Raw genomic sequence first — 13,434 nt, forward strand, 5'->3', positions numbered from 1 at the left:
CTCTCCAACAAAAACCTGAAGGAAAATCCATCCCGACAACAAAAATGTTGCCAAAGGAATCCAAACCAACCAGAAAAACTGGCCAGCCCGGGAATCAAACAATTTGGCACTGGCTTATCAAGCACCCTGTTGAGTTCTCAAAGAACAACCACACACCATCAAACAACCCACCAAAGGGCCGCCATCCGGGGCACCACACCCGCCACAACCGCGCCGGGCGCTTTTACTACGTTACCCGGTGGTTTCTGCCCTGTCAAACCGGCTTGCGCCGCTCTGTCACGCTTCAACCCAATTCTCCGGGCACCACGATCAGGCCGGCTTTCGCCGTTCCCGTCGTGGTTGTGGCAGGCCAGCCGCTGCGGTCTCCCGCGAGCGCGCCTGGGGCCCTGCCGATCGTCAACCATACCCGGTCGGTTTCGCCCCTCCAAATCCGCCTCCCGACGAATCTGGGGCACCACCCGGTTCGGACGCGGTGGACGTCTGCCACCTGCACCGAAAGGTCTACCTGCGCTCCGGCCTGAGGCTTCGACCTGTTTCGTCCGTTCCGCGCTGGCAGAGAGAAAGCTACGCGCCCGGCGGATTGATCGTCAAATCCACCGGGCGCGTCCCGCGTCACACCTGCCGGACGGCGGTCAGGCCTCGACCTCCACCCCGGCGAAGGAACGCTTTCCCCTACGCAGCACCAGGTATCTGCCGTGCAGCAGGTCCGCCGGCGAGACCACGGCGTCCGCCGCGCCGATGCGGACATTGTTGACGTAGGCGCCGCCCTCGGCGATCACCCGTCGGGCCTCCTTCATGCTCGGCACCAGGCCGGACTCCTTGAACAGGGCGGCCACCTCCGGGAGCTCGTCGAGGCGTACCAGCCCGGCCTCGGTGAGCGCGGCACGCAGCGTCACCGCGGACAGGTCGTCAAGCGATCCCCGGCCGAACAGGGCCTGACTGGCGGCGACCACCTGAGCCATCTCCCGCTCACCGTGCACGAGGGTGGTCAGTTCCTCGGCGAGAGCGCGCTGAGCGGCCCGGGACGCCGGCCGCTCCGCGGTCTCCTTCTCCAGCGCCTCCAGTTCCTCCCTGGAGCGGAAGCTGAAGTAGCGCAGGTAGCGGCCCACGTCCCGATCATCGACGTTGATCCAGAACTGGTAGAAGGCGTACGGGCTGGTCATCTCGGGATCGAGCCAGATCGCGCCGCCCTCGGTCTTGCCGAACTTCGAGCCGTCCGACTTGGTGACCAGCGGGGTGGTGAACGCCTGGACCGGCCCGAGCCCGCGTCGCCGGACGTAGTCGACACCGGCGGTGATGTTGCCCCACTGGTCCGAGCCACCGAACTGAAGCTGGCAGCAGTGCCGCCGGTGCAGCTCGAAGAAGTCGTTGGCCTGGAGCAGCTGGTAGCTGAACTCGGTGAAGCTGATCCCGCTCTCCAGCCGGGCCCGGACCACCTCACGAGCCAGCATCCGGTTGACCGGGAAGTGCTTGCCCACGTCGCGCAGGAACTCCACCACCGACATTTCGCCGGTCCACTCCAGGTTGTTGACCAGGCGGGCGGCGTGGTCCCCGGTGTACGACACGAAGGGTGCGAGCTGGTCACGGATCCGCTGCACCCAGCTCGCCACGACCTCCGGCGGGTTGAGGGTCCGTTCCGCGCTCTCCTTCGGATCGCCGATCTGCCCGGTGGCGCCCCCGACCAGCAGCAGCGGCCGGTGCCCGGCGAGTTGGAGGCGACGGGCGGTGGTGACCTGCATCAGGTGGCCGACGTGCAGGCTCGGCGCGGTCGGATCGAAGCCAACGTAGAAGGAGGCTCCCGGGCCGTCGAGCAGCGCGCGCAGCTCGTCCGGGTCGGTGGAGTCCTGGAGCAGACCCCGCCAGCGCAGGTCATCGGTCAGGGAGTCCCGCCGGGCCGGCGGGAGGGTGCTGTCGGTCACGGTCACCGATTCTCCCCCATCAGCCCTGTGCCGCCCTACCGGGTTCCTGCGGAGGGCACCGGCACTAGGCTGGCGAGTCCAAGATCATGGAGGTGACCGTGGACGTGTCGAAGATGTCGGGTGGCTTCTTCGCCCTGCTCGGGCTGGAGTTGGACGAGATCAGCGGGGACCGGGTCACGATTCGCTGGCGGGTCCGCCCGGAGCTGCATCAGCCGTACGGCATCCTGCACGGCGGGGTCCACTGCTCGGTGGTGGAGACGGCGGCGAGCCTGGGCGCCGGTGTCTGGCTGGGTGAGCGCGGGCGGGTGGTCGGGGTGTCCAACCAGACCGACTTCCTGCGCGCCGTGGGCGAGGGTGAGCTGGTCGCGGTCGGCACCCCGGTGCACCGGGGTCGGAGCCAGCAGCTGTGGCAGGTGGAGATCACGGATGCGGACGGGCGACTGGTCGCCCGTGGCCAGGTCCGCCTCCAGAACCTCTACCCGGACGCCGACTGACAAGGCACGGCCAGCGACAGCACACCGTCAGGTCGAAGCTGGGCTCGGCAGGACCGCCCTCGTCGTCGCGCCCATCACGAACAGGGCTGAGGGCGGTTTAGCGTAGATAGCGGCTTTGGTGGCGTTATCGTCGCGTCGATGACCGAGCCCGCACCGCCGACGTGAGGAAGCTCCTCGCCGCCACGCTCGGCATCCTCTCCGCGGTCGGCGGCTTCGTCGACATCGGCGACCTGGTCGCCGCCGGCCAGGCCGGTGCCCGCTTCGGCATGGCGCACACCTGGGTGCTGCTGCTCGGGGTCGTCGCCATCTGCGCGTACGCGGAAATGGCCGGACGGATCGCGGCGGTGACCGGCCGGGCGGTGTTCGACCTGGTCCGGGAGCGGCTCGGCGCGCGGATGGCGCTGATCAACCTGGTGGCGTCGTACCTGGTCACGGTGATCACCCTCGCCGCCGAACTGGGCGGGGTGGCGCTGGCGTTGCGGCTGGCCACCGGCGTGCCCTACCTGCTCTGGGTGCCCGTCGCCGGGATCGCGGTCTGGCTGGTGCTGTGGCGGATGCGGTTCCCGGTGATGGAACGGGTCTTCGGGCTGGCCGGGCTCGCGCTGGTGGTCTTCGCCGTCGCCCTGTTCTGGCTGCCGACCGATTGGGCGGCGCTCGGTCGCGGCGCGCTGGCACCCGACGCCTCCGGTCAGGGGTGGGGGGCGTACTGGTTTGTCGCGGTGGCCCTGTTCGCCTCGACGGTGAGCCCGTACGAGGTCTTCTTCTTCTCCTCCGGCGGGGTCGAGGAACGCTGGAGCGCGAACGACCTGGCCGATGCCCGCTTCGGCGTGCTTGTCGGCTTTCCGATCGGCGGCTTTCTCGCCCTGTCGCTGATCGCCACGGCGACGGTGGTGCTGCACCCCGCCGGCCTGTCGGTGGACAGTCTCGACCAGGTCGCGCATCCGGTGGTGCTGGCCTTCGGCGCGGCCGGCCTGGCGGTGGCGGCACTGGCGTTCTTCGCGGTCACCTTCGGCGCCGCGCTGGAGACCGGTCTGTCCGCCGCGTACGCCGCCGCGCAGTACTTCGGCTGGCAGTGGGGCAAACGGGTCAGCCCGCGCGAGGCGGCCCGATTCCACACGGTGCTGCTGGTCAGCGTGCTGCTCGGGGTGCTCGTGCTGCTCACCACGGTCGACCCGGTGACGCTCACCGAATACATGCTGATCATCAGTGCGGTGGCGTTGCCGCTGACCTACCTGCCGATCCTGGTGGTCGCCAACGACCGCACCTACCTGGGCGACCGGGTCAACGGCCGGGCACTCAATCTGCTGGGCGCGGTGCTGCTGCTGGTCATCCTGGCCGCCTCGATCGTCGCCGTACCGCTGGCGATCGGTACGAGGATGGGCCAGTGAGGATCCAGATCAGCCAGGAGCTGCTCGATCGCCAACTCGTCGACCGCGACGGGCGGCTGGTCGGCAAGGTCGACGACGTGGAGTTCGCGCTCGACGCGGACGGGGTGCCGTACCTGCGGTCGTTGCTCAGCGGGCCGGGTGCACTCGGGCAGCGGGTCGGCGGTCGGCTGGGCCGGATGCTGGTGCTGACCGCCGAGCGATTCGTCACGGATCGACCGATGGCACCGCTGCGCATCCCGTACGCGCTGGTCGGACGGGTGGACAGTGCGGTGTGGCTGCGGGTGCGGGCCGACGAGCTGCCCACCTCGCCGGTGGAGGAGTGGTTGCGCCGACACCTGATCGATCGGATTCCGGGGGCCGACCGTGCGGGCGGGTGAGCTGCTGGGTCGGACCGCGTACGACCATCAGGGCCGCCGCCTGGGTCGGGTGGTGGACCTCGTGTTGCGCGGCCCCGCTGACGGCCCGCTGCGGCTGACCGACCTGGTCGTCACCCGGCACTGGTACGGGCGGTTGAGTGGGCGGCTGATCGGTCCGCAGCGGCATCCGTCGGGCCCCTGGGCGATCCGGGCGCTGGCCCGGCTGCTCGGTCGGAGCACCTGGCAGGTGCCGATGCACCGGGTACGGCTGAACCCGCCGCTGCCCGATCCGCCCGGTCCGGGTCAGGCAGCACGGAGCTGACTCGGAGCGTGGCCGGGCAGGCCATGCCCGGCCGCGCTGGGCGCGCTACGGACGAGCCTGCCCGACCAGCTCTCAGCGCCGGGTGCCGTCCAGCACCGACGGGGCGTCGTCCGGCGTGTCAGCGGCGTCGTCCGGCTGCGCTGCCGGCTCGTCGGTCGCCAACACGGCGGTCTCGGGGGCGTCCAGGTCTGCGGATGCCGCTGCCGTGCGACGCAGCCGGACACCGGAGACCGCCCGGTCGTCGGCGAGGGTCACCTCCAGCCGCCAGCCGTCGACGCTGAGCTGCTCCCCGGCGCCGGGGATCCGGCCGAGACCGGCCAGGAGCAGCCCGGCCACGGTGGTGTAGTCGCCGTCCGGACGCCCGGGCAGCTCGACGCCGATGTCGGGCAGGTCGTGGACGGGAAACGTGCCCGGCAGCAGCAGTGCCCCGTCGGCGTCGGTGCGTACCGCACCGACATCCCGGTCGGTCTCGTCGTAGATCTCCCCGACGATTTCCTCGAGGATGTCCTCCAGGGTGACGATGCCCTCGACGGCACCGCGTTCGTCGACGACCAGGGCCATGTGCTGGCGTTCGGCCTTGAACCGACGCAACGCGTCCACCACCGGTACGGAGTCCGGCAACAGCAGCGGCGGGCGAGCGCACTCGTCGACCGGCTGATCGTCACCGACGCCGACCAGGTCGCGCAGGTGGATGACGCCCACCGAATCGTCCAGGCCGCCGTGGCGTACCACCGGCGCGCGGGAGTGCCCGGAGGCGGCCAGCACGAGTCGGGCGGCCTCTGCCGTGGTGCCGCTGTCCAGGCAGAAGACCTGCAACCTCGGTACCAGCACCGCCCGCAGCCTCCGCTCGGCGATCTCCACGGCACCGGCGATGATGGTCTGCTGCTCCTTGGTGAAGCCGTGGTGGCCGGCCACGATGTCCCGCAGCTCGTCCGGGCTGATCTCGTCCCGCTCGGGCTTCGGGTCCAGGCCGAACAGCCGTACCACCAGGTCGCTGGTGGCCCCGAGTACCCAGACGACCGGCCGGGTGAGGGCGGCGAGCAGATCGAGCGGGCGGGCGACGAGCAGCGCCCACCGCTCCGGGACCTGCATGGCGATCCGTTTCGGAGCCAGCTCACCGAAGACCAGGGTGACGAAGGTCAGCACCAACGTGACCAGCACCACGGACATCGGGCCGGCCGCCCGACCGAAGACGCCGTCCAGCAGCGGAACCAGCGGCTGGGCCAGCGACACCGCGGCGGCGGCCGAGGCGAGGAACCCGGCCAGCGTGATGCCGATCTGGATGGTGGCCAGAAAACGGTTGGGGTCGCGGGCCAGCCGGGCGAGTACCCGGCCCGTGCGCCCGGTGCGTTCCAGCCGTTGGACCTGGCTGTCGCGCAGCGACACCAGCGCCAGTTCACTGCCGGCGAAGATCGCATTCACCACGATCAGGACTGCGACCAGGGCCAGCTGGCTCCAGTAGCTCTGCACGCCTGGTTCTCCCTCGCTGGACCGCGCCCCGTGGCGCCGCCGGTGGCGGCCCCGCCGGCGTAGCGGTGCCTATGCCCACTCGCTCCGGCGGCGAATCATCGCCCTGCCGAGGGCGGGAATCATCGCCCCGCCGAGGGCGGTCCGAGCCGTCGACCCGCTCAGCCCTGCGGCAGCGCCGGTGCCGGCAGGTCCAGGACGTACGACTCTCCCGCGCGGCGGAACCCGAGGCGGTGGTAGTACGGGGCGATCATGCCCGGCGGGCTGACCACCTGACGGAACCCGCGGTCGGTGAACAGGCTGCTGCGCCGGTAGACGAACTCGCCGGGGGTGAAGTCACGAAACGGCGGGGTGACGTAGTCCAGGTCGACCTGGGCCACCCCGTCGCCGACGTCGCGCACCAGTACCACGCCGACGACCTCGTCGGCGCGTACGACGAGGAAGGCCGAACGGCCGGCCAGCCGGTCCGGGCGGAAACCCGGGTTGAACCGGGCGATGTCGGCGGCGTGCACCCGCAGCGTGTGGGCCAGGAACGCGTCGTCGGCACCCACCTCGACCACCTGGTAGGTCTGCTCGTCGTGGCGGGTGGTGAGCAGCCGCCGCAGGTACCAGATGTTGATCACGGCAAGCACCACGTTCAGCCCGACCATGGGCCAGACCGGGATCGTGGCGTTGTAGCCGATCAGGACGGCACAGCCGACCAGGTTGAGGGCGCGCAGCCGGAGGATGCGCGTCTGCAGCAGCGACCAGACCAGCAACGCGGAGCCGGCCCAGCCGACCAGTTCCAGCCAGTTCACCCCGCGAGGGTAGTCGCCGCCCTGGTCAGTCCCGGTGTCAGGGGGCTCTTCACACCGGATCGATGCCGGGTCAGGCCGGCAGTTCCAGGACGTACTCGTCGATCTCGTGGCCGCGGCCCGGGGCGTACGCCCGGTCGGTGCCGCGCACCACGAACCCGCAGCGGCGCAGCACCGTCAGCGACGCGGCGTTGTCGGTGGCCGTCCGCGCGAACAGCGGCCGGCGCGTGACCTCCCGCAGCAGCGCGGCCAGGGCGCGGGTGGCGTACCCACGACCCCAGTGCGCCCGGTCGATCCAGTAGCTGACCTCGAACGCGTCGGCGACCGGGAAGGCCAGCACGTGACCGACCACCGTGCCGTCGACGGTCACCGTGCGGGCCAGGTTCTCCGGGCCGGTGAGGATGCGGACCCAGTGCGCGGCGAACGCCCGCCGGTCCGTCGGGTCCTCGGCGCCGAAGGCGGCCACCCGGCTGGCCTCCGGGTCGAGCTGGTGCACGAAGAACTCCACCAGGTCGTCCTCGCGCACCGGGCGCAGCCGCAGGTCATCGGTCACCGGCCGACCATACGCGGCCAGGTTGAGGACCAGCGACCCTGTTCGGATCGGCTTTCGGCCCTGCCCTCACCGGCGGCGGCGTTGCTACCAACGAGGCAGAGGCATCGACGGCGAAGTGGAGGCCGGGTCATGACCAGGTACGTGTACGACTTCATCGAGGGCGGTCGAGGCATGGCCGACCTGCTCGGCGGCAAGGGCGCCAACCTCGCCGAGATGACCCGGCTCGGACTACCGGTGCCGCCGGGTTTCACCGTCAGCACCGATGCGTGCCGGGCGTACCTCGTCGACCGGGCGGTTCCCGAAGGACTGTTCGACGAGGTGAACGCCCACCTGCGGGAGATCGAGGTGCGGCTGGGCCGGCGGCTCGGCGACCCGGCTGAGCCGCTGCTGCTGGCCGTCCGGTCCGGCGGACGCTACTCGATGCCCGGGATGATGGAGACGATCCTGGACATCGGGCTCAACGACGCCACCGTGACCGGGCTGGCCCGGATCAGCGGCGACGAGCGGTTCGCCTGGGACTCGTACCGACGGTTGATCCAGATGTTCGGTCGGACGGTGCACGGCGTGCCGGCCGAGGAATTCGAGCGGGAACTGGACGCGTTGCGGGCCACCGCCGGGTCGGACGGCCCGACGGCGGAGCAGCTGCACGGGCTGGTCGAGACGTACAAGAAGGTGTTCGCCGACCGGGTCGGTCACGACTTCCCGCAGGCCCCGCACGAGCAGCTCTACCTGGCGATCCGGGCGGTCTTCGAGTCGTGGAACGCCTCCCGGGCGGTGCTCTACCGACGCCGCGAACACATTCCCGACGACCTGGGCACCGCGGTCAACGTGATGGCGATGGTCTTCGGAAACCTGGGCCCGGACTCGGGTACCGGGGTGGCGTTCACCCGTGATCCGGCCACCGGCGCCCCCGGCGTATACGGCGACTACCTGTCCGACGCCCAGGGCGAGGACGTGGTGGCCGGGGTCCGCAACACGGTGGGGCTGGACGAACTGTCTCGGCTCGACCCGGCCAGCTACCGCCGGCTGACCGGGATCATGACGACGCTGGAGCGGCACTACCGGGACCTGTGCGACGTGGAGTTCACCATCGAACGGGGCCGACTGTGGATGTTGCAGACCCGGGTCGGCAAGCGAACCCCGGCGGCCGCGTTCGTGATCGCCGCGCAGTTGGCCGACGAGGGTCTGATCAGCTGGGACGAGGCGTTGACCCGGGTCAGCGGTGCGCAACTCGCTCAGCTGATGTTCCCCACCTTCGACCCGGAAGCCACGCCGGAGCCGTTGGCCACCGGCGTCGGCGCCTCGCCCGGGGCCGCCGCCGGCCGGGTGGTCTTCGACAACGCCGCCGCCACCGGGGCGGACGGACCGGTGATCCTGGTCCGCCGGGAGACCAACCCGGACGACCTGCCCGGCATGATCGCCGCCGCCGGAATCCTGACCGCACGGGGAGGCAAGACCTCGCACGCCGCGGTGGTCGCCCGGGGCATGGGACGCACCTGCGTCTGCGGGGCGGAGGCACTGGAGATCGACCCGGAGCGCGGCGAGTTCCGCGTCGACGACCGGACGGTCCGGGCCGGAGACCTTATCTCCATCGACGGCACCACCGGCCGGATCTACCTCGGCGAGGTGCCGGTGCGTCCGTCCCCGGTGACCCGCTACCTCGCCGGTGAGCTGGCGCCGGAGTCCGACCGGCTGGTCTCGGCGGTGGATCGGCTGCTGCGGCACGCCGACTCGGTGCGGCGGCTCGGCGTACGCGCCAACGCTGACACCCCCGCCGACACGTCGCGGGCGCGGAAACTCGGCGCCGACGGCGTCGGGCTGTGCCGTACCGAGCACATGTTCCTCGGTGCCCGCCGGGCCCTGGTGGAGCGGTTGATCCTGGCCGACGGGCTGAACGAGGTGCACGCCGCGCTGGCGGAGCTGCTGCCGTTGCAGCGGGAGGACTTCGTCGCGATTCTCGCGGCGATGGACGGCCTGCCGGTGACCATCCGGCTGCTCGACCCGCCGCTGCACGAGTTCCTCCCTCCGTTGCCCGAGCTGGCCGCGCGGGTGGCCCGGGCGGAGGCGCTCGGGCAGGACCCGGGCCACGACGCGGTGCTGCTGGCCGCCGTCCGCCGGATGCAGGAGAGCAACCCGATGCTGGGCCTGCGCGGGGTTCGCTTGGGTCTGGTGGTGCCGGGCCTGTTCGCGATGCAGGTCCGAGCCGTGGCCGAGGCGGCGGCGCGGCGGTTGGCCGAGGGCGGCGACCCGCGCCCGGAGATCATGGTGCCGCTGGTCGTCGACGTGCATGAGCTGGCCGCGGTGCGGGCCGAGGTGGCCGACGTGCTGGCCACCGTGCCGGGTGCACCGCCGATCCCGGTCGGCACGATGGTCGAGACGCCACGGGCGGCACTGACCGCCGGGGCGATCGCGGGCGAGGCGGAGTTCTTCTCCCTCGGCACCAACGACCTGACCCAGACCACCTGGGCGTTCTCCCGCGACGACGGGGAGGGCTCGTTCCTCGGTGACTACCTGGAGCGGGGCATCGTCGAGGCGTCGCCGTTCGAGACCGTCGACGTCGCCGGGGTGGGCCGGCTGGTCCGCCTGGCGGTGGCCGAGGGCCGGGCCGCGCGACCCGGGCTGACCGTCGGTGTCTGCGGCGAGCACGGCGGTGACCCGGAGTCGGTGGAGTTCTTCGCCGAGGCCGGACTGGACTACGTCTCCTGCTCGCCGTACCGGGTGCCGATCGCCCGGTTGGCCGCCGGTCGGGCCGCGGTGGCTCGCGACTGCGCCGGCTCCGACGCCCGATAGGAGGTACCCGAGATGACTGCGATCTTCAACGCCACCGGGCCGGTACCGCTGGTCCCGCCCCGACCGGCCCCGGAAACGGCGCAGCAGCCGGCAGCGCCGCTGTCGGTCGGGCCCGTGCTGGAGCTGCCCGGCACGCCGCCGGCCGCCCTGGTGCCGGTGAACCGCGACGGACGTCCGGTCGGCGTGTTCGTCGCCACCGGCGGACACGTCCGGTACCGGCCGCTGCCCGACCCGGACCGGCTGCTGGTCGCCACCGCCGGGGTGTTGGCCGTCGGACTGGTCACCGCCGGTGCCACGGCGCTGGTTCGGCGGCGACCACCCGCCGTCGGCCGGCTGAGCATGGGACCGGGCGGCTGGGTCAGCTTCCGCGGGGTACGCACTCCACCGCCCCGGGCTGCCCGTCCCTGGTGGGCCCGCCTGCTACGGGCCCGCCGCCTGGTCCCCGAACGCTGAGCGCGACGCCGTCCATCGCGCCCCGGCGAGCACGTTCGGTGATGTTGCTGCCCCGGACCGGACGGAGCAGCAACACCACCGATGTTGCTCGGGTCATGACCACCCCGACGGGGACCATGCGGCAGGGCCGTTGGTCCCGGGGCGCGCGGGCGGATCGCCCCTGCCGGGCGGCGTCGACCTCGGCGACGCTGGTGTCGAAGGGGCGTGCCGCCGGGGCACGCCCGGCGCACAGGGCGGAGCGGGCGGTGGCCGGACAGGTCCAGGTCGCGGACGGGGACGTACGCAGGGAGAGCATCGTCGCGGCGGCACCCGACGCCGGGCTCAGCTCGACCGAGGCCGCCCGGCGGCTACGGGTCGACGGACCGAACGCCGCCGCGGCACCGCCCCGCCGGCACCTGGCGACCCGGATCGTGCATCAGCTCTCCGATCCCCTGGTCGCCCTGCTGCTCGCCGCCGCCGTGGTCACCACGGTGCTGCGGGACTACCCCGACACCGCGGTGATCCTGCTCGTGGTCGCGGTCAACACGGCGATCGGAGTGGTGCAGGAGGTACGCGCCGACCGGGCCATCGCCGCACTCGATCAGCTCGCCGCACCGACCGCCCGGGTGGTCCGCGACGGTCGGGACGCGGTGCTGCCCGCAACCGAACTCGTCCGGGGTGACCTGGTGCGGATCGAGGCCGGCGACGTCGTTCCGGCCGACCTGCTGCTGCACGAGGCGAGCCGGCTGCACCTGGACGAGTCGGCGTTGACCGGCGAGTCAGTGCCGGTGTCCAGGGCGGCGGACGAGGAGGCCAGCGCCGGCACGGTGGTGACGACCGGTCGGGCCGCCGGCACGGTGGTGCGCACCGGCGCGGCGAGCGCCCTGGGCCGGATCGCCACCCTGGCGGCCACCACCCGGCCGGCGGCCACCCCGCTGCAACGCCGGCTCGCCTCGCTCGGCCGGATCCTCGGCCTCGCCGCCGTCGCGCTGTCCGGGCTGGTCTTCGCCGTCGGCGTACTCAGCGGTCGACCCCTGGTGGACATGGCGGTCACCGCGGTGAGCCTGGTGGTCGCCGCGGTACCGGAGTCGCTGCCCGCGGTGGTGACGCTGGCCCTGGCGCTGGGTGCCCGCCGGATGGCGGCGGCCCGGGCGATCCCCCGCCGGCTGCACGCGGTGGAGACGCTCGGCTCGGTCACCGTGATCGCGTCGGACAAGACCGGCACCTTGACCGAGGGGCGGATGGCCGTGCAGCAGGCGGTCACCGGCGACGGCGCACGGTTCGGTGTCACCGGCAGCGGGTACGCCCCGCACGGCACCGTGCACCGCGACGGCGCGCCGGTGGCGGTGCCGGACGAGTTGCGTCGGCTGGCTCGGGCCGGGCTGCTCTGCAACGACGCGACCCTCGCTCCGCCGACCGAGGAGCGACCCCGCTGGGGCGCTGTGGGCGATCCGCTGGAGGCGGCCCTGGTGACCTTCGCGGCCCGCTGCGGCCTGGATCCGCAGACCACTCGCAACGCCTGGCCCCGGGTCGCGGAACACCCCTTCGACCAGCAGTTGCGTCGGATGACCACGGTGCACCGCTCCTGCGACCGCCGCTACCTGGTGGTGTGCAAGGGTGCCCCGGAGAACGTGCTCACCGCGCCGCTGCTCGACGCCGACGCCGACGAGGTGGCCGCCCTGACCGCCGCCGCGCACCGGATGGCCGGCGACGGGCTGCGGGTGCTGGCGCTGGCCGCCGCCCTGGTGGACACCCCACCGGCCGACCCCGCCCACCCCGAGGGGCTGCGCCCGGTGGGTCTGGTCGCCGTCGGCGACCCGCTGCGCGCCGGAGCGCCGGACATCGCCGACGGCTTCGCCGACGCGGGCGTCCGGCTCGTGCTGGTAACCGGGGACCATCCGGCGACCGCGGCGGCCATCGCCGGCCAGTTGGGCCTGTGGGCCGAGGGCGACCCGCTGGTACGCGGCGACGACGGCGATCCGGCCGAAGCGCCACCGGCGACGCGGGTGTTCGCGCGTACCCAGCCGGAGCAGAAGCTCGACATCATCGCCGGGTTGCAGTCGCGGGGGCATGTGGTGGCGATGACCGGTGACGGCGTCAACGACGCGCCGGCGCTGCGCCGGGCCGACATCGGGGTGGCGATGGGTGGCGGCACCGAGGTGGCCCGGCAGGCGGCCGACCTGGTGCTGGTCGACGACGATCTGTCCACGGTGGCCACCGCGATCGGTGAGGGCCGCCGGATCTACGACAACATCCGCCGGTTCCTGCGCTACGCCCTCTCCGGTGGGGTGGCCGAGATCGCGGTGATGCTGCTCGGGCCGCTGTTCGGTCTGCCCGTGCCGCTGCTGCCGGCCCAGATCCTCTGGATCAACCTGCTCACCCACGGGGTACCCGGGGTCGCGTTGGGCGCCGAACCGGCCGAACCCGGCACCCTGCGCCGGGTGCCGCGCTCGCCGCACGAGTCGGTGCTCGGTGCGGGGCTGGGCCGGCAGATCCTGGTCGGCGGCGCGCTGATCGCGGCGGTGACCCTGGGCGCGGGCGTGGCCGCCGCCCACTGGGACCGGCCCTGGCAGTCGGTGATCTTCATCGTGCTCGGCCTGGCCCAGCTCGGGGTGGCCCTGGCGGTCCGCGCGCCACGACCGGCCGGACAGCGGCGGGGCAACCTGGCGCTGCCGGTCGCGGTCGCCGCCTCCGCGCTGCTCCAGGTGGCCGGGGTGCTGCTGCCGCCGCTGCGGGAGCTGCTCGGCACCGAGGTCCTCGGCGTCACCGAGCTGCTGGCCTGCGGCGCGGTGAGCGTCCTGCCCGGTCTGGTGCTGCGGCTGACCCGGCGCCGCACGGGTGCTGCGGCCGACCCGTCGTACGACGGGAACCGACCTGTCTACCCTGACGCCGTCAGGTGAGCCGGGCTGACTGCGGAGT

Annotated in this window: 11 protein-coding genes; 7 read left to right on the forward strand and 4 right to left on the reverse strand. The window is 72.4% G+C overall.

Annotation, left to right across the window (positions count from 1 at the left end):
- Window positions 1-632: 632 nt before the first annotated feature.
- The gene (gene tyrS, locus ACFY2A_RS02675; RefSeq protein ID WP_387167555.1) at window positions 633-1,925 is read right to left on the reverse strand and encodes a tyrosine--tRNA ligase; all 1,293 of its coding nucleotides are present in this window, start codon (window positions 1,923-1,925) and stop codon (window positions 633-635) included.
- A gap of 107 nt (window positions 1,926-2,032) precedes the next feature.
- On the opposite strand from tyrS, the gene ACFY2A_RS02680 reads away from it, so the two are divergent.
- The 4 genes from ACFY2A_RS02680 (at window position 2,033) to ACFY2A_RS02695 (ending at window position 4,479) form a co-directional block, all read left to right on the forward strand.
- Complete coding sequence (locus ACFY2A_RS02680; RefSeq protein ID WP_363919425.1) at window positions 2,033-2,413, forward strand: PaaI family thioesterase; 381 nt, start codon at window positions 2,033-2,035, stop codon at window positions 2,411-2,413.
- 161 nt (window positions 2,414-2,574) lie between these two features.
- On the forward strand, window positions 2,575-3,801 hold the full coding sequence (locus ACFY2A_RS02685) for an NRAMP family divalent metal transporter (protein ID WP_387167558.1): 1,227 nt from the start codon (window positions 2,575-2,577) through the stop codon (window positions 3,799-3,801).
- A complete protein-coding gene (locus ACFY2A_RS02690; protein ID WP_363918594.1) occupies window positions 3,798-4,178 on the forward strand; it encodes a hypothetical protein in 381 nt (126 codons plus the stop codon). Before ACFY2A_RS02685 ends, ACFY2A_RS02690 begins: the two co-directional genes overlap by 4 nt.
- Complete coding sequence (locus ACFY2A_RS02695; RefSeq protein WP_387167562.1) at window positions 4,165-4,479, forward strand: PRC-barrel domain-containing protein; 315 nt, start codon at window positions 4,165-4,167, stop codon at window positions 4,477-4,479. The genes ACFY2A_RS02690 and ACFY2A_RS02695 overlap by 14 nt, the downstream gene beginning before the upstream one ends.
- A 72-nt stretch (window positions 4,480-4,551) precedes the next feature.
- On the opposite strand, the gene ACFY2A_RS02700 is transcribed toward ACFY2A_RS02695, so the two are convergent.
- From ACFY2A_RS02700 to ACFY2A_RS02710, 3 genes are all read right to left on the reverse strand, one after another.
- Window positions 4,552-5,949 carry a hemolysin family protein gene (locus ACFY2A_RS02700; RefSeq protein ID WP_387167565.1) on the reverse strand — a complete coding sequence of 466 codons (1,398 nt, stop codon included), beginning with the start codon at window positions 5,947-5,949 and terminating at the stop codon, window positions 4,552-4,554.
- Window positions 5,950-6,107: 158 nt separating this feature from the next.
- Window positions 6,108-6,743: a hypothetical protein gene (locus ACFY2A_RS02705; protein ID WP_363918600.1), complete on the reverse strand. Its 636-nt coding sequence runs from the start codon at window positions 6,741-6,743 to the stop codon at window positions 6,108-6,110.
- A gap of 70 nt (window positions 6,744-6,813) precedes the next feature.
- On the reverse strand, window positions 6,814-7,293 hold the full coding sequence (locus ACFY2A_RS02710) for a GNAT family N-acetyltransferase (protein ID WP_387167568.1): 480 nt from the start codon (window positions 7,291-7,293) through the stop codon (window positions 6,814-6,816).
- 129 nt (window positions 7,294-7,422) lie between these two features.
- Between ACFY2A_RS02710 and ppdK the strand changes: the two genes are divergently transcribed.
- The 3 genes from ppdK (at window position 7,423) to ACFY2A_RS02725 (ending at window position 13,415) form a co-directional block, all read left to right on the forward strand.
- Window positions 7,423-10,083, forward strand: a complete 2,661-nt coding sequence (gene ppdK / locus ACFY2A_RS02715) for a pyruvate, phosphate dikinase (protein ID WP_387167570.1) — start codon at window positions 7,423-7,425, stop codon at window positions 10,081-10,083.
- 12 nt (window positions 10,084-10,095) lie between these two features.
- Entirely contained in the window at window positions 10,096-10,536 is a 441-nt protein-coding gene (locus ACFY2A_RS02720) for a hypothetical protein (RefSeq protein WP_387167573.1), read from the forward strand.
- Window positions 10,537-10,781: 245 nt separating this feature from the next.
- Complete coding sequence (locus ACFY2A_RS02725; protein WP_387167576.1) at window positions 10,782-13,415, forward strand: cation-translocating P-type ATPase; 2,634 nt, start codon at window positions 10,782-10,784, stop codon at window positions 13,413-13,415.
- Window positions 13,416-13,434: the final 19 nt, after the last annotated feature.

The organism is Micromonospora sp. NPDC000442 (genome assembly GCF_042898635.1).
Lineage (GTDB): Bacteria > Actinomycetota > Actinomycetes > Mycobacteriales > Micromonosporaceae > Micromonospora.